The organism is Paenibacillus sp. sgz302191 (assembly GCF_057749925.1).
On record NZ_JBYLHY010000008.1, the window covers coordinates 13866 to 32211 of the forward strand.

Annotated in this window: 19 protein-coding genes; 17 read left to right on the forward strand and 2 right to left on the reverse strand. The window is 53.7% G+C overall.

Annotation, left to right across the window (positions count from 1 at the left end; translation table 11 throughout):
- Positions 1-32: 32 nt before the first annotated feature.
- The 16 genes from hisG (at position 33) to AC3G2T_RS13490 (ending at position 15073) form a co-directional block, all read left to right on the forward strand.
- Positions 33-671 (forward strand): ATP phosphoribosyltransferase, encoded by a 639-nt coding sequence (gene hisG / locus AC3G2T_RS13415; protein WP_474682793.1) that lies wholly within the window; start codon positions 33-35, stop codon positions 669-671.
- 173 nt (positions 672-844) lie between these two features.
- The gene (hisD, locus tag AC3G2T_RS13420) at positions 845-2131 is read left to right on the forward strand and encodes a histidinol dehydrogenase (protein ID WP_474682792.1); all 1287 of its coding nucleotides are present in this window, start codon (positions 845-847) and stop codon (positions 2129-2131) included.
- Positions 2132-2133: 2 nt separating this feature from the next.
- Entirely contained in the window at positions 2134-2739 is a 606-nt protein-coding gene (hisB, locus tag AC3G2T_RS13425) for an imidazoleglycerol-phosphate dehydratase HisB (RefSeq protein ID WP_474682791.1), read from the forward strand.
- A gap of 1 nt (position 2740) precedes the next feature.
- Positions 2741-3343 (forward strand): imidazole glycerol phosphate synthase subunit HisH, encoded by a 603-nt coding sequence (hisH, locus tag AC3G2T_RS13430; RefSeq protein ID WP_488435775.1) that lies wholly within the window; start codon positions 2741-2743, stop codon positions 3341-3343.
- Positions 3344-3360: 17 nt separating this feature from the next.
- Entirely contained in the window at positions 3361-4095 is a 735-nt protein-coding gene (hisA, locus tag AC3G2T_RS13435; RefSeq protein WP_488435776.1) for a 1-(5-phosphoribosyl)-5-[(5-phosphoribosylamino)methylideneamino]imidazole-4-carboxamide isomerase, read from the forward strand.
- 34 nt (positions 4096-4129) lie between these two features.
- Positions 4130-4888: an imidazole glycerol phosphate synthase subunit HisF gene (gene hisF / locus AC3G2T_RS13440; protein WP_488435777.1), complete on the forward strand. Its 759-nt coding sequence runs from the start codon at positions 4130-4132 to the stop codon at positions 4886-4888.
- On the forward strand, positions 4885-5544 hold the full coding sequence (gene hisIE / locus AC3G2T_RS13445; RefSeq protein ID WP_474682787.1) for a bifunctional phosphoribosyl-AMP cyclohydrolase/phosphoribosyl-ATP diphosphatase HisIE: 660 nt from the start codon (positions 4885-4887) through the stop codon (positions 5542-5544). Before hisF ends, hisIE begins: the two co-directional genes overlap by 4 nt.
- A gap of 27 nt (positions 5545-5571) precedes the next feature.
- Positions 5572-6378: a histidinol-phosphatase HisJ gene (hisJ, locus tag AC3G2T_RS13450; RefSeq protein ID WP_488435778.1), complete on the forward strand. Its 807-nt coding sequence runs from the start codon at positions 5572-5574 to the stop codon at positions 6376-6378.
- Positions 6379-6455: 77 nt separating this feature from the next.
- Positions 6456-7406, forward strand: coding sequence for a ribose-phosphate diphosphokinase (locus AC3G2T_RS13455; RefSeq protein WP_474682785.1), 951 nt, complete (start codon positions 6456-6458; stop codon positions 7404-7406).
- Between the two features lie 269 nt (positions 7407-7675).
- Complete coding sequence (locus tag AC3G2T_RS13460; protein ID WP_488435779.1) at positions 7676-9412, forward strand: tetratricopeptide repeat protein; 1737 nt, start codon at positions 7676-7678, stop codon at positions 9410-9412.
- A 109-nt stretch (positions 9413-9521) separates the two neighbouring features.
- Positions 9522-10469, forward strand: a complete 948-nt coding sequence (gene trxB / locus AC3G2T_RS13465; protein WP_488435780.1) for a thioredoxin-disulfide reductase — start codon at positions 9522-9524, stop codon at positions 10467-10469.
- A 172-nt stretch (positions 10470-10641) separates the two neighbouring features.
- Positions 10642-11589 carry an ROK family glucokinase gene (locus AC3G2T_RS13470; protein ID WP_474682782.1) on the forward strand — a complete coding sequence of 316 codons (948 nt, stop codon included), beginning with the start codon at positions 10642-10644 and terminating at the stop codon, positions 11587-11589.
- Positions 11590-11819: 230 nt separating this feature from the next.
- Positions 11820-12707, forward strand: coding sequence for an RNase adapter RapZ (gene rapZ / locus AC3G2T_RS13475; RefSeq protein WP_474682781.1), 888 nt, complete (start codon positions 11820-11822; stop codon positions 12705-12707).
- A 31-nt stretch (positions 12708-12738) separates the two neighbouring features.
- A complete protein-coding gene (locus AC3G2T_RS13480) occupies positions 12739-13722 on the forward strand; it encodes a gluconeogenesis factor YvcK family protein (protein WP_474682780.1) in 984 nt (327 codons plus the stop codon).
- Between the two features lie 5 nt (positions 13723-13727).
- The gene (whiA, locus tag AC3G2T_RS13485; protein ID WP_474682779.1) at positions 13728-14657 is read left to right on the forward strand and encodes a DNA-binding protein WhiA; all 930 of its coding nucleotides are present in this window, start codon (positions 13728-13730) and stop codon (positions 14655-14657) included.
- 146 nt (positions 14658-14803) lie between these two features.
- Positions 14804-15073, forward strand: coding sequence for an HPr family phosphocarrier protein (locus AC3G2T_RS13490; protein ID WP_028555561.1), 270 nt, complete (start codon positions 14804-14806; stop codon positions 15071-15073).
- Between the two features lie 46 nt (positions 15074-15119).
- Here the strand turns inward: AC3G2T_RS13490 and AC3G2T_RS13495 are convergent, their stop codons facing one another.
- Entirely contained in the window at positions 15120-15458 is a 339-nt protein-coding gene (locus AC3G2T_RS13495; RefSeq protein WP_488435781.1) for a hypothetical protein, read from the reverse strand.
- Positions 15459-15704: 246 nt separating this feature from the next.
- Here AC3G2T_RS13495 and AC3G2T_RS13500 point away from each other — a divergent pair, with 246 nt between their 5' ends.
- Entirely contained in the window at positions 15705-17465 is a 1761-nt protein-coding gene (locus AC3G2T_RS13500) for a copper amine oxidase N-terminal domain-containing protein (RefSeq protein ID WP_488435782.1), read from the forward strand.
- A gap of 75 nt (positions 17466-17540) precedes the next feature.
- Here AC3G2T_RS13500 and clpP read toward each other — a convergent pair whose 3' ends face one another.
- Positions 17541-18122 carry an ATP-dependent Clp endopeptidase proteolytic subunit ClpP gene (clpP, locus tag AC3G2T_RS13505; RefSeq protein ID WP_235119401.1) on the reverse strand — a complete coding sequence of 194 codons (582 nt, stop codon included), beginning with the start codon at positions 18120-18122 and terminating at the stop codon, positions 17541-17543.
- Positions 18123-18346 lie beyond the last annotated feature (224 nt).

Sequence of the window (18346 nt, forward strand, 5' to 3'; positions counted from 1 at the left end):
CCTGTCCGGAGGCCCGAAGGAGGCTTTGCATCATGGAAGAGATTTTAAAAGTAGCGATGCCGAAAGGCCGCATCTATAAACAGGCAGCCAAACTGCTGCTTAAGGCGGGACTGCCGATTCCGGAGGATCTGGAGGAAGGCCGCAGACTGATCATTCCGGTTCCCGAAGCCGGAATGGAATTCATTCTTGCCAAGCCGGTCGACGTTCCAACGTACGTGGAGTACGGAGTGGCGGATATCGGCGTGGTCGGCAAAGACGTGCTGATGGAAGAGAACCGCAACGTCTACGAGCTCTTGGATCTCGGCATCGCGCGCTGCCGCATGTCGGTGATCGGGCTGCCGGATTGGAAGCCGGTGATCCATCCGCGGGTGGCGACGAAGTATCCGAACGTCGCCTCGCAATATTTTCGCGAGCAGGGGCAGCAGGTCGAGGTCATCAAACTGAACGGCTCGATTGAGCTCGCGCCGCTGATCGGTCTTGCCGACCGGATCGTCGACATGGTCGAAACCGGGCAGACGCTCAAGGAGAACGGGCTTGTCGAGCAGGAAGAGATTTTTCAGATCACGAGCCGGCTGATCGCCAACCGGGTCAGCTACCGGATGAAGAACGAGCAGATTCAGCGGCTGTGCGATCTTTTGCAAGCGGTGCTGCCTGTGCCGGCGCAGGTATAACGGGTTCGGAAGCTAGGAGTCTGTCCGATGAACCAAGTAGAAGGTATATACAAAATGACAGCAAATATGCAGTCATGATTCACCCGGTATGCACAAAAGTAACTCCGTCGGACAGACTCCTGTGCGATAGAAACAGGCAAAAGAGCGGACCTCCATGGAAAGGATGAATAGACATGCGGATAGTACCTGCCTCGGAATTTGATTTAAAGCGGGAGGTCGAGTACGGCTCGCCCGAGCAAAATGAGAGCGTCCGCCGCATCATCGAAGCGGTGCGGCAGGAGGGGGATGCGGCACTGCGGCGCTTCGCGCGGCAGTTCGATGGCGTAGACGTCGCCGAGCTTCGCGTGAGCGACGAGGAGGTCCAGGCGGCGTACGCGCAGGTCGACGCCGGTTTCGTGGCGGCGCTGCGGCAGGCCGCCGCCAACATTCGCGCGTTTCATGAGAAACAGAAACGCGCGTCGTGGATGGACCTGCAGGCGGACGGCAGCCTGCTGGGCCAAATCATCCGACCGCTGAAGCGGGTCGGATTGTACGTGCCCGGAGGGAAGGCGGCTTACCCTTCCTCCGTGCTCATGAACGCCATCCCCGCGCTCGTGGCGGGGGTGCCGGAGATCGCGATGGTGACGCCTCCGGCCACCGCGGGCGAGGAAGGCATCAACCCGCACATCCTCGTGGCGGCTGCCGAAGCGGGCGTGCGGGAGATCTACCGCGCAGGCGGCGCCCAGGGGATCGCCGCGCTGGCCTACGGCACGGAATCGATCCCGGCGGTCGACAAAATCGTCGGGCCGGGCAACATTTACGTAGCGCTGGCGAAGCGCTATGTGTTCGGCGTCGTCGATATCGACATGATCGCCGGCCCTACCGACATCGTCGTGCTGGCCGACGGCTCGGCCGACCCTGAATATGTCGCCGCGGATCTGCTCGCGCAGGCGGAGCACGACGAAATGTCGCCGGCCATTCTGGTGACGCCGTCGCGGGAGCTGGCCGAAGAGGTGAAGCAGGAGCTGTGGAGGCAGCTGGACGTGCTGCCGAAAAAAGCGATCGCCGCCGTGTCCACAGCGACCAGGGGCGCGATCCTGCTTGTGGAGAGCTTGGACGAAGGCATCGGTGTCGTCAACAGGCTCGCGCCGGAGCATTGCGAGCTGCTGGTGCAGGAGCCTTTTGCGCTGCTGCCGCGCATTGAGAACGCGGGGGCTATTTTCCTCGGCCCATACAGCACCGAACCGGTAGGCGATTATTTCGCCGGTCCGAACCATGTGCTGCCGACGAACGGTACGGCGCGTTTTTCGTCTCCGCTGAACGTGGACGATTTTATAAAAAAATCAAGCGTCATTCACTACAGCAAGGAAGCGCTGTTGGCGAACGGCGAACAGATTATGATATTGGCCCGCAATGAAGGGCTGGAAGGCCACGCCAGAGCGGTGGAGGTCAGACTCAAAAAGGAAGGGAAGTTGAAGTAGCGATGGCGGAACAAGAACAGCTTTCCCGCAGGGCGAGCGTTTCTCGCAAGACGAACGAAACCGACATTCAGTTAACGTTCGAGGTGGACGGCACGGGAATTTCCGAGCTTGAGACGGATGTGCCTTTTCTCAACCATATGCTCGATTTGTTCACGAAGCACGGGCAGTTCAACCTGAACGTGGTTGCGAAAGGCGATATCGAGATCGACGATCACCACACGGTGGAGGATATCGGCATCTGCCTCGGCCAGACGCTGCGCGAAGCGCTCGGCGACAAAAAAGGCATCAAGCGCTACGCGAGCGTATTCGTTCCGATGGATGAGGCGCTGGCACAGGTCGTCATCGACATCAGCAACCGTCCGCATTTTGAATACCGCGCCCAGTATCCTTCGCAGAACGTAGGCAGCTTCTCGACGGAGCTCGTGCAGGAGTTTCTGTGGAAGCTGGCGCTCGAAGCGCGGATTACTTTGCACGTTATCGTTCATTACGGCCAGAACACGCACCATATGATCGAAGCGGTGTTCAAAGCATTGGGCCGCGCGCTGGATGAGGCGACTTCAATCGATCCTCGCGTGCAGGGGGTTCCTTCGACGAAGGGAGTGCTGTAGCATGATTGCAATTATCGACTATGGAATGGGCAATTTGCATAGCGTCAGCAAAGCCGTGGAACGGCTCGGGCATGAGGCTGTCGTGACCGGCGACGCGGAGCGGATTATGGCCGCAGACGGCGCGATCCTGCCGGGCGTAGGGGCTTTCGGCGACGCGATGGAGCATCTGCGCGAATCGGAGCTGCGCGATGTCGTCGTCCGCTATGCGGAGTCAGGCAAGCCGCTGCTGGGCATTTGCCTGGGCATGCAGCTGCTGTTCTCAAGCAGCGAGGAGCACGGCGATCACGAGGGGCTGAATCTGCTGCCCGGCCAGGTTGTGCGCTTCCGGGGCGATTACAAGGTGCCGCACATGGGATGGAACCGGCTGAGCTTCAAGCAAAGCGGCAGCCCGCTGTTCACTGGCATCGAAGAAGGCCACGTATATTTCGTGCATTCTTATCATGCGAAGCCGGAGCGGGAGTCCGATTTGCTCGCCGTGACGGATTATTATCAGCCTGTGACGGCTATTGTCGGCAGAGACAACGTCTACGGCATGCAGTTTCACCCGGAAAAGAGCGGCGATATCGGCATGCGCCTGCTCGATAATTTTTTGAAAATGTGTTAAGCGAGGTGCGGGAATTCATGTCTTCATTCATCATTTACCCGGCTATCGATATTCGCGATGGCAAATGCGTCCGTCTTGTGCAGGGCGATTACAACCAAGAGACGGTTTACAATACAAATCCGCTGGAAGTGGCTCAAGACTGGGCGGCCCAGGGCGCGGCATGGATTCATCTGGTCGATCTGGACGGAGCCAAAGCGGGCCATCCCGTGAATGACAAGCTGATCGGGCAAATCGCGCAAAGCGTCAAAGTTCCCGTGCAAATCGGCGGCGGACTGCGCACGGAGCAGGATGTGGACCGACTGCTCTCGCTCGGCGTATCGCGGGTCATTATCGGAACGGCGGCGATTGAGGACCGCCAGTTTGTTTATAATTTGCTTGCGAAGCACGGTGAAAAAGTGGCGATCGGCATCGACGCGCGCGACGGCTTTGTGGCGACCCGCGGATGGCTGGAAACGTCGCAGGTGAAAGCGGAGGATCTCGCGGTCGAGCTTGCGGAGCGGGGCGCCAAGACGTTTATTTTCACCGATATTTCCCGCGACGGCATGATGGAAGGCCCGAATACGCAGGCGATCGCCCATTTGGCCAAAGTGTCGGGACAGACGGTCATCGCTTCCGGCGGCGTCAGCAAAATGGACGATCTCATTCGTCTCGCCGAGCATGCGGATCAAGGCGTCGGCGGCGCGATTGTCGGCAAGGCGCTGTACACGGGCAGCATCAAGCTGGAAGAAGCGGTCAAGCTGATTTCCCGCTGATTGTTCCGGCATTAATGACGAAGGAGGTGCCCTTATGTTGGCAAAAAGAATTATCCCTTGCCTCGATGTGAAGGACGGTCGGGTCGTCAAAGGCGTTAATTTCGTCAATTTGCGCGATGCGGGCGATCCGGTGGAGCTTGCTGCGATTTATGACCGCGAAGGCGCGGATGAGCTTGTATTCCTCGATATTTCGGCTTCGCACGAAGGCAGGGCTACGATGGTTGAAGTCGTTCGCCAGACGGCGGGGGAGATTACGATTCCTTTTACCGTGGGCGGAGGCATTGCCAGTGTGGACGACATGAAGCGTCTGCTGCGGGCAGGAGCGGACAAGATCGGCATCAACACTGCGGCGATCCGCAATCCGCAGCTTGTTTCCGACGGGGCGCGCAAGTTCGGTTCGCAGTGCGTGGTCGTCGCCATCGATGCGAAGTATAACGCAGAGTGGGGGGAATGGGAAGTGTTCACGCACGGCGGGCGCAACGGTACGGGCATCAAGGCGCTGGAGTGGGCCCGCCGCGTCGAAGAGCTGGGAGCCGGTGAGATTTTGCTGACAAGCATGGATGCGGACGGAACGAAGGACGGCTTCGATTTGAAGCTAACCAGCGCGGTATCCGGGTTGGTTGGCATCCCTGTCATCGCATCCGGCGGAGCGGGCCGGGTCGGACACTTTTACGACGTATTCACCGAAGGCAAGGCCGATGCGGGCTTGGCCGCCACCATTTTTCACTATAAAGAGCTGACGATCCAAGAGGTCAAGAACGACCTTAAGGACAAAGGAGTTGAAATCCGATGACATTTGCGATAGATACGATCAAATTCGACGCTCACGGACTTGTGCCTGCCGTCGTGCAGGACGCCGTCAGCAAAGAAGTGCTCATGCTGGCTTATATGAACAGCGAGTCACTGCAGCGCACGATTTCCACCGGCCAGACGTGGTTCTGGAGCCGTTCCCGCGGGGAGCTTTGGAATAAAGGGGCCACTTCCGGCCACACGCAAAAGGTTAAGGCGCTGCGCTATGATTGCGACGCCGATACGCTGCTCGTTCTGGTCGAGCAGACGGGTCCGGCTTGCCATACCGGCAAGTACAGCTGCTTCTACAACAGCATTCCGCTGGAAACGGAAGGCGCCGCGGCGGAAGCTATCGAAGCTGCGCCGGCAGGCCGCTTCGCGATTCTATCCGAGCTGGAAGCCGTGATCGCATCGCGGGAAGCCGAACGCCCGGAGGGAGCTTATACGACCTACCTGTTTGAAAAAGGCGTCGATAAAATTTTGAAAAAAGTCGGCGAGGAAACCGCGGAAGTGATCATCGCCGCGAAAAATCAGGACAACGACGAGCTTCGCTACGAAGCGAGCGATTTGATTTTCCACTTGATGGTGCTGCTGCGCAACAACAAGCTTCCGCTTGACGAAGTCATGAAAGAGCTGGAGCGCCGGCACGTCAAAAAATAAATATTTTGCAGACCTGGAGTGATACGGATGTTGATTGATTATCATACACATCATGTGCGCTGCGGTCACGCCTCCGGGGAACTGGAGGATTATGTCAAACGCGGCATCGAGATCGGGCTCACGCAGTTGGGGCTGTCGGATCATATGCCGCTTTTGCACGTGGACCCGGCGGCCTATTGGCCCGAGATGGCGATGCCTATGGATGAGCTGCCGCGCTACGTGGAGGAATGCCTGCATCTGAAAGAAAAGTACAAGGACCGGATCGACATCCGCGTCGGGCTTGAAGGCGATTATATCGAAGGCTTCGAGGCCGAGATCGAGCGGATCGTCAAGGCATACCCGTGGGATTACGTGATCGGCTCGGTGCATTTTTTGGGCGAGTGGGATATTTCCGATTTTCGCCAGGTAGCGGGCTGGGACGGCAAGAATGTCTATGAAGTGTACGCGCAATATTACGATGCGGTGATGAAAGCGGCGCGAACGGGATTTTACGATTATATCGGCCATATCGATGTCATCAAACGATTCGGGTATAAGCCGGAACGCGATCCGTGGGAGCTGGAAAAAGCTGCGCTGGACACGGTCAAGGAGTGCGGGCTTGCGATCGAGCTGAACGCATCCGGCCTGCGCATGCCGTGCGAAGAGATGTTTCCGAGCAGGCGGATGCTGGAATATTGCCACAAGGTGGGAATTCCTTTAACCATCGGTTCGGACGCGCACCAGCCGGAGCGGTTGTCCCAATATTTGGACCAGGCCAGAGCGCTGCTGAAAGAGCTAGGATTTAACGAAATAGCCACATTTTCCGCGAGAAAGCGGCATCTTGTTACTTTTTAAATTCGACAACTTTCATGTATAATGATATAGGCATGAATAATCCTATTTAATGAAACCTTCGGAGGTAGCCATTAACCATGTATAGCGACAATGTTAAAATATTTTCCGGATCGTCGAATCCGAAGCTTGCGGAACGTATTTGCAATGAGCTCGGCCAGCCGCTTGGGCAAATCAAACTGTCCCGTTTTAAAAGCGGAGAAATTTACTGTCTTTACGAAGAATCGATTCGTAACTGCGACGTATTTCTGGTACAAACGTTTTCCCATCCGATCAATGAGCATATGATGGAACTTCTGGTCATGATGGATGCGGCGAAAAGAGCCTCCGCAAGAACAATCAACCTTGTCATTCCTTACTATGGCTACTCCCGTCAAGAACGTAAAGCTGCTCCCCGCGAGCCGATTTCCGCCAAATTGGTCGCTGACCTGTTCAGTGCCGCGGGCGCACACCGCGTGGTGACAATCGACCTGCACGCTCCTGCGATCCAGGGCTTTTTCAATATTCCTGTGGATCACTTGACCGCACTTGATTTAATCAGCGATTGCGTCCGCAAGAAAAATCTTGTCGATCCGATTATCGTATCCCCGGATGCCGGGCGCGCGACGACCGCCGAGAAAATGGCTAACATTCTCGATGCGCCTTTTGCCATGATGATCAAAAAACGTCCTGCTCACAACGAAGCCGTGATCACGCATGTGATCGGCGATGTCGCGGGCCGCACGCCGATCATTATCGAGGATTTGATCGATACCGGAACGACGATCGTCAATGTTGTGGAAGGGCTCAAGGAGAGAGGCGCTCACGACGTATATATTTGCGCGACTCACCCTGTTTTCTCCGGTCCTGCGCTCCAGCGTCTCGACCATCCGAACATCAAGGAAGTTATTATTACCGATTCCATCGCAATTCCGGACGGCCACTCCGAGAAATTCCGCGTGCTGTCCGTAGCTCCGCTGCTATCGGACGCTATTCGCATTATTACTGAAGGAGGATCCCTATCCTCCCTCTTCAAATACGGCGGCGTGTAAGGAAGTTTAAAAAGCCGGCTTTGATAACGAAGCTGAGTCATGAAGCTTAATCGGCATCGAATCTTGAACGAATCCGGGAAGTCCGGTACTCACGTAGAACCCCTCTACGCTCCGTTCCTCCTTCTCCGAATATCGTCCAACCTTCTCGGTTCTGAAAGCCGGCTTTTTAAACCTGATCTAAATTTTTCCTCCTTTTGGATAAAGTTTTTGGCTTCCGGGTGATCTATGGTATAATTTGATGGAAATCAATTTACCGGAGGTGCCTTGCTATGGAAAAGAAGAAGCGTGTGTCCAAAGCGCTGAAGCCCAAAGTCATTTCAATCAACATGGATGCCGCATTCTTTTTCGAGAGAGCGGTTCAATCCCTGGATCGATTTCATTACGATAAGGCATTAAAATATTTCCGGCGTGCTGTAGAGTACGAACCGGATAACCCGGTGAATCACTGCAATCTTGCAGGGGTTCTCTCCGAGACGGGCAATTACGACGAGTCGAACCTTATTTTGCAGCAAATTCTTGATACAATCGATCCGACGATGACGGAATGTCATTTTTATATGGCCAACAACTACGCCAACATGGAAAATTTTGAGCTGGCGGAGCAAGCGTTGGTCCAATATTTGGAGAACGACCCGAGCGGGCAGTTCCTCGAAGAATCGGAAGAAATGATGGAGCTCCTCAGCTATGAGCTTGAACGTCCTGCCCCTCTCACTAGCATCAAGAGTCGAGAAGGGCTCTTCGAGCATGATAAGGCGAGGGCCCTTCTGGAAGAAGGCAAATTTGCCGAGGCGGTTCGCCAGCTGGAGAAGCTGATCAAGAAGCATCCGGATTTCCTGGCGGCCCGGAACAATTTGGCGTTGGCCTACTATTACATGGGCCAGTTCGAGAAATCGATGTCGACGATCCACAGCGTTCTCGAAATCGATTCCGGCAATTTGCACGCGCTGTGCAATCTGGCCATTTTCCACCAGCATTTCGGCAATAAGAAAGAGCTTGCGGAACTGGTGGAGCTGCTGTGCAAAACGTATCCGTTTCAGCAGGATCATGTATTCAAGCTTGCTACGACGATGGGGATTTTGGCCGAGCACGAGAAGGCGTACCATCTGTTCAAGCGTCTGATTAAGGCGGGCGAAGGCGCGGCCGATCCTTGCCTGTATCATTATACCGCGGTAGCTGCGTGCCATATCGGCCGGTTCGCGGAGGCGCAGCGTCACTGGAAGCAAGTGGAGAAGCTCGACCCGGGGACGGAGATTTCCAAATTTTATTTGGATCAGCTGCGAAACCTCAAGGACGATGCCGCTGCGCCGACGTGGAGCTACCATTACCATCTGCCTTTCGAGGAACAATTCCGCGTGCTGGAAAAATCGACTCAAGGCATACCGGAGCAGTTGAAGAAAGACCCGCTGGTTCGCTCTTCGTTCTTTTGGGCGCTTCGGCACGGGGATATCGATACCAAGCTGCAGGTCATTCAGGCGTTCGGCCTCATTGCCGACAATGAAGTGAAGGATGCCCTGAAAGATTTTATTCTGGAGCGCGAAGAGGACGATTATTTGAAAAAGGTCGCCATATTCGTACTCCGCAGCATCGGCGTCCGCGATCCGCTGCCGGCGGTTCTCGAACAGCGCGACGTCGTCGTGCAGGCTTCACCGTACTCCCCGCACTTGCCTGTATGGGATTCCAAGTGGCAGGGAGTGATGGAAACCGCGCTTGCGCATATGCATAAGCGGTATGATATGATTCAGCAGTACGATCTGGAAATTCTCTGGGTCGAATATTTGACCAAGATTTATCCGGGTGTGCCCAAAATCAACAAGTCGGAAGGCTGGGCCGCAGCTTTGGAATATTTGATCGCCAAAATGCACCGCCGCGCCATTTCATATCAGGAAGTGTCGGTTCGTTACGGCGTCACCGTCTCTACCGTAAGCAAAAACGTGAAATTGATCGACGAAGCTTGCGGGCTGCGTGAAAAAATGGAAGCCATTTTCCCGAAATTCACCAGTATTTGACCGGTTGTGACCGCCGCTTGCGGCGAACCCCGGCTTTCTTTTCCAAATCCAGTAGGCGGAACTCATTTCTGCTTGCATATATAAGCTTCTCAAATAGGAGGGAAACCATATGTATAAAACAGTCGTTGTAGGAACAGGGCCATCCGGTCTGACAGCAGCCATTTATTTAGCTCGTGCCAACCTTAGTCCGCTTGTCATTGAAGGTCCGGAACCGGGAGGCCAATTAACGACCACAACTGAAGTAGAGAACTTTCCGGGATTCCCTGAAGGAATTATGGGGCCGGAGCTCATGGAAAATATGCGCAAACAAGCGGAGCGTTTCGGCGCCGAGTTTAAAACAGGCTGGGTCAACTCCGTTGAACTGACGAATCGTCCTTTCAAGCTGCAGGTTGAAGGTCTGGGCGAGATCGAAACCGAGACGCTGATTATTTCTACGGGAGCTTCCGCCAAACTGCTGGGTATCACCAACGAAAAAGACAGCATCGGACGCGGCGTCAGCACTTGCGCTACATGCGACGGATTTTTCTTCCGCGGCAAAAAAATTATCGTAGTCGGCGGCGGGGACTCCGCGATGGAAGAAGCGAACTTCCTGACTCGCTTCGCCTCCGAAGTTCGCCTAGTACACCGCCGCGATGAGCTGCGCGCCTCCAAAATCATGCAGGACCGCGCACGCGGCAATGAGAAAATCAAATGGGCGCTCAACAATACGCCGCTTGAGGTCGTTGCCGGCGACAAAGGCGTTACCGGTTTGAAAGTGAAAAACAACGAAACCGGCAATGAAGAGATTATCGAAACGGACGGCATTTTCGTAGCGATCGGCCACACGCCGAACACGAAATTCCTCGGCGGTCAAATTACGACTGACGAGCAGGGTTACATCCTGGTCAAGCCGGGTACGACAGAAACGAACATTCCCGGCGTATTCGCGTGTGGAGACGTTCAGGATACGAAGTATCGCCAGGCGATTACGGCTGCAGGCAGCGGTTGCGCAGCGGCGCTTGAATGCGAGAAGTTCCTTGAAGGACATATCGTGCACGATTGGAGCCAGTCGCTGTAATTCGACCGGATCTGTTACGAAAACGTGGAGGGCAATGCTTTCCACGTTTTTCTTACTGTATGGGGAGCTGCTAAATTCTGTTCAACCTTGACCTGCATTCGGGCTTGTCATATAGTTGGATCAGGAGCTTATATCTGAAAATTTTATGATTATTCGTTGAGGTGACCTTGCAATGTCAAATCAGATTTATATCGGTGTAGATTTAGGCGGTACCAGTATTAAGGTCGGCATTTGCGACGAGCACGGAAAGCTGCTGCACACTTATGAGGGGCCTACGGGCGCGGATCAGGGGCCTGAGGCGGTTTTGAACCGGATTGCCGAATATGTGCGCAAAATTGTTGACGATTCTCCTTTCGAGTGGGAGCAAGTGGCCGGTATTGGTGCAGGTCTTGCGGGATTTCTGAATATTCCGGAGGGCATTGTCAAATTTTCGCCGAACTTGCAATGGCGCGATGTCCACGCAAAAAGCACGCTTGAAGCTTTGCTTGGCAAAACGGTAAAAATAGACAACGACGCGAACGTCGCCGCTCTTGGTGAAGCATGGGCGGGAGCGGCTGCAGGCATCGATAACAGCGTATGCTATACGCTGGGAACGGGTGTTGGCGGAGGCATTATCATTAACGGGAAAATTTATCAAGGGTCCAACGGTATGGCCGGCGAGCTCGGACATATTAGCATCGTTCCCGATATCGAAGCGATCAATTGCGGCTGCGGTCAAGTGGGCTGCCTGGAGACGGTTTCTTCCGCGACGGGAATTATCCGCATGGCCAAAGAAGCCGTAGAGCGCGGCGAGCGCACGTCACTTGCTCTGCACGACAATATCGAAGCTAAACACGTGTTCGATGCGGCGAAAAGCGGGGACGAAGTGGCGCTGCGTATCGTGAACCGCGCCGCTTATTACCTTGGCCGTTCGATGGCGACCGTTTCCATCATACTGAATCCGAAGCGCTTTGTTATCGGCGGCGGCGTATCCAAGGCGGGAGAAATCCTGTTCGCCCCGATTCGGGAGACGTTTAAGAAATATACGACTGAAGTGGCGGCCGAGGGCGTTGAGATCGTTCCTGCCACACTCGGCAACGATGCGGGCGTCGTTGGCGCCGCCGGTTTGAGCTTGCGTTAGTGTCAGCCATGTTTCGCAGACGGGCTGCAGCTTTGGAGAAAGGATCTCCGGGTGCCTGAAAAGCAATGCGTCTTTATCGCGAAGGCTAGCGAAAGGCTCGGCCGTTCACGGAAATTGCGAAGCGTTCGTCTTTGCAAACGTGCATCCGACATCCGATATTCGGAACGGAAATCCTTTCCCAAGCCTCAACACCCGTCCTCGAAACGCACTCCAAAGGAAGGTGTGTAACCATGGAAGAAATCCACCCTTTAGCGAAGCTGGTCATCATCACAGGAATGTCGGGCGCAGGGAAGACGATCGCTGTACAGAGTCTGGAGGATCTCGGATTTTTTTGCGTCGATAATTTGCCTCCGGTGCTCATACCCAAATTTGCCGAACTGATCGAACAGTCGGCGGGCAAAATCGGCAAAGTCGCGCTGGTGATTGATTTGCGGGGGCGTGAGTTTTTTACGGCGCTTCAGGAGTCGCTGCGCAGCATTCGAGAGAATTATACCCTGACCTACGAGATTCTGTTCCTTGACGCTACGGATGCTGCCCTGGTGCAGCGTTATAAGGAAAGCCGCCGCCGCCATCCGCTCGCTCCGCAGGGCGTACCGCTGGACGGTATCGGCCTGGAGCGCAAGCTGCTTGAAGAGCTGAAAGGCTTGGCGACGCAAGTCATCGATACGAGTGCGCTTAAGCCGACCCAGCTCAAGGAAAGAATTATTTCCAGGTTTACCAATTTGGAAACGAATCGCATATCTATAAATGTAATCTCTTTTGGATTTAAGTACGGAATCCCGATTGATGCCGATTTGATTTTTGACGTGCGCTTTTTGCCGAATCCGCATTATGTCGATCAACTGCGTCCGCAGACCGGTCAGGACCCGGATGTGTACGATTACGTCATGAAATGGAACGAAACGCAGGAATTTCTTGCCAAACTGCTGGATATGCTGCACTTCCTGATGCCGCAGTATAAGAAAGAAGGCAAGAGCCAGGTCGTCGTCGGAATCGGTTGTACGGGAGGCAAACACAGGTCTGTCGCCATTTCGGAATATTTGGGCAAAGTAATGGGGACCAGCGAGACGGAAGTCGTGCGTGTAAGCCACCGGGACGCCGAACGGGACCGCGTATAAGAAGCTGTTCATTATTTAAGAGGGTGTATAGATGAAAAGAGATAGCTTGCAGAGCGTTCCCAAGATCGTTGTTATCGGCGGTGGCACCGGGCTTTCGGTTATGCTTAGAGGATTGAAAGAGAAGCCCGTTGATATTACGGCTATTGTGACAGTCGCCGATGACGGGGGGAGCTCTGGGATTCTCCGAGCGGAAATGCAGATGCCGCCACCCGGCGACATTCGCAACGTGCTGACGGCTTTGGCCGATGTGGAGCCTCTGCTTTCTTTAATGCTGCAGTACCGGTTTCAGACGGGAACCGGGCTTGCCGGACACAGTCTCGGGAATTTGATACTGGCTGCTCTCACGGACATTACAGGCGACTTTGTCACCGCTGTCAAAGAGATGAACCGGGTGTTCGCGGTCAAGGGCAGAGTGCTGCCGGCATCCAGCCATGCGATTGTGCTGAAAGCTGTCATGGAAGACGGCTCAACGGTCGAGGGCGAGTCCAAAATCCCCAAGGCGCAGGGCCGGATCAAGCGCGTATTGATCGAACCTCCCGATGTCGCTCCTCTGGAGGAGGCGCTGCAGGCCATTCGCCAGGCGGATGCGATTCTGTGCGGTCCGGGAAGTTTATATACGAGCATACTCCCCAATCTGCTGGTTCCCCAAATCGCTCAGGAAATCATGAGCTCGGACGCCGTGAAAATGTTCATCTGCAATGTGATGACGCAGCCGGGCGAAACGGACGATTACTCGGTCGGCGACCATTTGGACGCGATTCACAGCCATTTGGGCCACCATTTGTTCGACTATGTCATCGTCAACAATGGCGAGATTCCGCCTCAGGTTCAGGCCAAGTACGCGGAGCAGGGCTCCAAGGCCGTCCACCTCGATTTGGATGAAGTGACGAAGAGAGGGTACCAGGTCATTGCCGACCGGCTCGTGCTGTTCCGTACCTACCTGCGCCACGATGCTGAAAAGCTGAGTGACCATATTTATCAGCTCGTCGAAAGCTGGATGTTAAGGAAGAGGTGAGACCTTTGTCCTTTGCGGCACAAACCAAAAAAGAACTGACTTTAATCGAAACGGATGCGTGCTGCGAAAAAGCGGAACTGTCGGCGCTGATCCGTATGAACGGCACCGTGCAGTTGTCTAATCAACGCGTCATCCTGGACATTTCAACCGAAAACGCCGCCATCGCAAGGAGAATCTATACCCTCCTGAAAAAGACGTACCACCTCCATACGGAGCTGCTTGTGCGCAAAAAAATGCGCCTCAAGAAGAACAACGTGTACATCGTCAGAGTGCCCGGACAAGTGCAGGAGCTTCTGAGCGACCTGAAAATCGTCTCCGAGGGCTTTCTGTTCACGCCCGATATCGAAAGGGAAATTATCCGCGGCAACTGCTGCAAACGGGCGTATTTGCGCGGTGCATTTATGGCCGGCGGCTCGGTTAACAACCCCGAGGGCTCCTCGTACCATCTGGAGATCGCCTCGATCTATGAAGAGCATTGCAAAGCGCTGTGCCAGTTGGCGAACAAGTTCGATCTCAATGCGCGCTTCATCGAGCGCAAAAAAGGGTTCGTCTTTTACATCAAGGAAGGCGAGAAAATCATCGAATTCCTGAGCATCATCGGCGCTCATCAAGCGCTGCTGCGGTTCGAGGACGTGCGCATTATGAAAGATATGCGCAATTCGGTGAACCGTATCGTGAATTGCGAAACGGCAAACCTGAACAAGACGATCGGCGCGGCCGTCAGGCAGATCGACAACATCCGACTGCTGCAAAGGGAAGTCGGCCTCGAGAACTTGCCGGAGAAGCTGCGGGAAGTCGCCGAAATCAGGCTGCAGCATCCGGATATGAACCTGAAGGAAGTCGGCGATATGCTAAAAGGCAGCGTCAGCAAGTCGGGCGTGAATCATCGCCTTCGAAAAATAGATGAATTAGCCGAAAAACTGCGAAATTCGTAAGTACGACACAACCAAACAGCTAATTCGCAAGTTTTTCTCAATTTTTCTAGTGTACTTCCGCGAAAAATGCTATAATGTTTTAACATAGGGTAATGAGATGTATTCGACAGTATTTCATATAAGCTTGAGTAGGGGGAATTAGTTCCATGTCCAGACGGCCAGTCGTTGTGAAGTTGAGAACGGGACTTCATGCCAGACCTGCGGCATTGTTTGTTCAAGAGGCGAATAAATTTTCATCGGAAATCTTTGTTGAAAAAGATGAAAAGAAAGTAAATGCGAAGAGCATCATGGGTATTATGAGCCTCGCCATCAGCACAGGGACCGAAGTTTTCATAAGTGCGGAAGGTTCGGACGCCGAGCAGGCTGTAAACGCTTTAGTCACATTGGTCAGCAAAGAAGAATTGGAGAACCAATAATTCGAACGAAGGCTTCCTTTCGGGGAAGCTTTTTTGCGTTTTTGCCTTAGTTGCTCAAAGATGCGAGGGGGTCGGAGTCGATTGCATAATCCGCCTGGCCGTGCTGCGTAGAAAGCCTGCAAAAATCAGGCTGCCCAAGACCCCCCGCCGCGTCAGAGGCGATAGCCGCAATCTGCCAGGCTGCACGAAGAAAACCTGCAAAAATACATGAATTTGCGTCCTTGATCGCTGGCCGCGAAGAATTCCTGCAAAAGTGCAGGCTTTTCACCGAATACGTGGGCTCAGATTCACTTTCGGTGATAATTCCTGTACTTTTGCAGGTTTTTGTCCAAAATAAGTCAATTCCACAGGGAAAACCTGCACTTTCGCAGGTTTTTTCACGCAAAGCTGTCTCCTTCCCGGTTGCGCAAGCGGCCGGCCACAATCGGCAGCCTATCATTTCGAAGGAATATGTGTTTTCCGCCGGGCCGTTCGCCCAATTTCCTTTATCAGCTAATTTCGTGGCAAAATTGTTAACAACTTGTGAATGTGAGAAACCTTTCTCTTGATGCGCGCGTCTAATTAACGTGACTAAAGAAGGAAAAGGCTTTTTGCCATTTTCACTTACTTATCGGACAAAAGGAGTCAGAAGATGAAACAGTTCAAGAAAGAGCTTACCCTGCTGCTGGCGCTGGTTATGTTTGTGTCGAGCATTGCAATAGCGCCTGTAGCCGGTGCGGTTTCCGCAAGCGCCTCCATGATCCTGCTGTATTTGGACAAGACGGATGCATTTGTGAACAGCGAGCAGGTGCAATTGGACGCCCCGGCCACAATTATTGACGGCAGCACGTTCGTTCCCGCCAAATTCCTCGGCGATTCGATGGGATTCAAAGTCGAGTGGAGCGACGCGACCCGGACGATTCATATGACACCATCGGGTTACGATATCGTACTGGATGTCGACAACAAGAAAGTGACGATCAACGGCGTCGATACCCCTTTTGATAAAGTTGCTTCAATCGTGAATGGCAAGCTGCTAGTGAAGCTGACATGGGTAGCGGACTATATGGGGGCCAAATATACGTACAACGGCGAGCTCCGCCGGGTGGAAATCATTTCGTTTCCTGCGGCTGAGGGTGTTTATGTAGATCGGGACAGCAACTCCACACCTGTCGCCAAGTTTACAACAGCGAAGGCTTCGTACCGGCTCGGAGAGCCTGTCAAATACGTCGACCTGAGTTACGATCCGGACGCGGAAGGCCTTGTATCTTACAACTGGAAAGGGAAGCAGGAAGCCTTTTTCCAACCGGGCAAGTATCCGGTCTCCTTGACGGTGGCCGATGCCCATGGACATGTGAGCAAGGAGTTCAAAAGCTACGTCACAGTCGTCGACCAGCAGTATTTGAGCGAGTTCGAGTATCCGATTTACACCAAGCCGATCGGCAGCTCGATCAAAGCGGACTGGGGCATCATCTGGGCGCATTTTAACCAAATGCCGGCTTTGACCAAGAAGGTGACGCAAGAGACCGACCGCAAGCTTCTGGTTAGCGACAGTCCCGAAGAGTTTACCGAGAGAGGGATTTTGTATCAGGATAACATCAACGGAAAAGCGCGCTTGTATGCCGATCACATTAACGGCACGAAGCAAAAGATGACGATGGCGATTTTCGCCACCAACAATACGGACCAAGCCGTTACGATCAAAACGACGAACAAAGGCGAAGTATATCCTTCCGTATATGCGAATTTGATTGGAAGCGAAGCTTCCGTGGACTTTTTGCTAAACAATGTGTATGACCAAAAGCTGACCATTCCGCCGCATCAAACGTATGTTTATGCGAAGCTTCCCGATTTTTATCCGGGTCAAGGCGTGAACCTGTTCTACGACGTGGAAACGGACGGGGAACTGCAAATGTCTTTTGCCGTTACCGAGAAGCTGTCCACGAACTCGTTGAAAGATCTTCCGCTGCTGCCTTACACCGGCCATGTGCGGGGAACGTTCCCGGTCTCCCAGATTAATTGGGATATAGATGCTTCATCCTTTACCAAAACATCGGTGGTATCGATCGGAGACAACAAAACCGACCCGTTCGTCAAAGGCTACGATGTGATGCGCAAGGAAAACGTGGATAACGGCGGCAACTACGGCGTCGTGTACAAAATGCATATCAATAAGCCGCGCAAAATGGCGGTCATGATGATGGCCAAAGGCGGAGTGTTCAAAGGCCCGTTCAAGGTGAACGGAGAAATGATTCCCGTTCCGTATTCCGGCGTAGTCACGGCGTTCGACGGTTTGACGCTGCTGGCCCGGACCACGGGAAGCGAAGATTCCCTGGATATCGAGTTCACGCCTCCGGCGGGATCGGCGTTCCCGATCGATCTGATTTTCTACCCTATGGAAGATAAAAAGTAAGCATAAAAAAACCAGCCCCTGAGCGCCCGGAAGCGTTCGGGAAGGCTGGTTTTTTGTTGTTTTGAGCGGATGGCGTTACACGCGCTCGATGACTTTGTCAATAAGTCCGTATTCCGCCGCTTCCGCAGCGCTCATGAAGTAGTCGCGGTCCGTATCCTTCTCGATGCGCTCCAGCGGCTGGCCGCTGCGCTCGGCAAGAATTTTGTTCAGGTTGTCGCGCATTTTGAGGATGCGTTTCGCGCGGATCTCGATATCGGAAGCTTGACCTTCCGCACCGCCGAGCGGCTGATGGATCATCACTTCGCTGTTAGGAAGCGCGTAGCGCTTGCCTTTGGCGCCGGCCGTCAGCAAGAATGCGCCCATGGAAGCGGCCATGCCCACGCAGATCGTGGAAACGTCCGGCTTGATGAACTGCATCGTATCGTAGATGGCCATCCCTGCTGTAATGGAACCGCCTGGGCTATTGATGTAAAGGCTGATATCTTTGTCAGGGTCTTGTGCGGCCAGGAAAAGAAGCTGGGCAATAATGGAGTTCGCGACGACATCGTTTACGCCGGTACCGAGGAAAATGATGCGGTCCTTCAGCAAACGGGAATAGATATCATAGCCTCTTTCGCCGCGGGCGTCCTGTTCAACGACCATAGGGATAAAACTCATGAGAATTACCTCCTTCGATGGGTACAATGGTTTCAAATGGAAATACTACTTACAGTATGGCCAAGAGAATGTTTAAAAAGTCTGCGCCTTTCTTAATACGAAAGGGAACATTTTCAAACGAACTCGTTGTTAACTAGTATGATACCGAAAAAACAAACAAAGGTCAAGAAAGGTCAAACTTATAATCAAAAAAAATCAGTTTCGCAACTGATCTTCGTTCGTGT

Bases quoted from the DNA above. Each gene is read 5' to 3' on its own strand.
- AC3G2T_RS13460 (WP_488435779.1), top strand. From the start codon at position 7,676: ATGGAAAAGAAGAAGCGTGTGTCCAAAGCGCTGAAGCCCAAAGTCATT.
- AC3G2T_RS13490 (WP_028555561.1), top strand. From the start codon at position 14,804: ATGTCCAGACGGCCAGTCGTTGTGAAGTTGAGAACGGGACTTCATGCC.
- hisIE (WP_474682787.1), top strand. From the start codon at position 4,885: ATGACATTTGCGATAGATACGATCAAATTCGACGCTCACGGACTTGTG.
- hisH (WP_488435775.1), top strand. From the start codon at position 2,741: ATGATTGCAATTATCGACTATGGAATGGGCAATTTGCATAGCGTCAGC.
- hisA (WP_488435776.1), top strand. From the start codon at position 3,361: ATGTCTTCATTCATCATTTACCCGGCTATCGATATTCGCGATGGCAAA.
- hisD (WP_474682792.1), top strand. From the start codon at position 845: ATGCGGATAGTACCTGCCTCGGAATTTGATTTAAAGCGGGAGGTCGAG.
- hisB (WP_474682791.1), top strand. From the start codon at position 2,134: ATGGCGGAACAAGAACAGCTTTCCCGCAGGGCGAGCGTTTCTCGCAAG.
- rapZ (WP_474682781.1), top strand. From the start codon at position 11,820: ATGGAAGAAATCCACCCTTTAGCGAAGCTGGTCATCATCACAGGAATG.
- AC3G2T_RS13480 (WP_474682780.1), top strand. From the start codon at position 12,739: ATGAAAAGAGATAGCTTGCAGAGCGTTCCCAAGATCGTTGTTATCGGC.
- hisF (WP_488435777.1), top strand. From the start codon at position 4,130: ATGTTGGCAAAAAGAATTATCCCTTGCCTCGATGTGAAGGACGGTCGG.
- AC3G2T_RS13500 (WP_488435782.1), top strand. From the start codon at position 15,705: ATGAAACAGTTCAAGAAAGAGCTTACCCTGCTGCTGGCGCTGGTTATG.
- AC3G2T_RS13455 (WP_474682785.1), top strand. From the start codon at position 6,456: ATGTATAGCGACAATGTTAAAATATTTTCCGGATCGTCGAATCCGAAG.
- AC3G2T_RS13470 (WP_474682782.1), top strand. From the start codon at position 10,642: ATGTCAAATCAGATTTATATCGGTGTAGATTTAGGCGGTACCAGTATT.
- clpP (WP_235119401.1), bottom strand. From the start codon at position 18,122: ATGAGTTTTATCCCTATGGTCGTTGAACAGGACGCCCGCGGCGAAAGA.
- hisG (WP_474682793.1), top strand. From the start codon at position 33: ATGGAAGAGATTTTAAAAGTAGCGATGCCGAAAGGCCGCATCTATAAA.
- trxB (WP_488435780.1), top strand. From the start codon at position 9,522: ATGTATAAAACAGTCGTTGTAGGAACAGGGCCATCCGGTCTGACAGCA.
- hisJ (WP_488435778.1), top strand. From the start codon at position 5,572: ATGTTGATTGATTATCATACACATCATGTGCGCTGCGGTCACGCCTCC.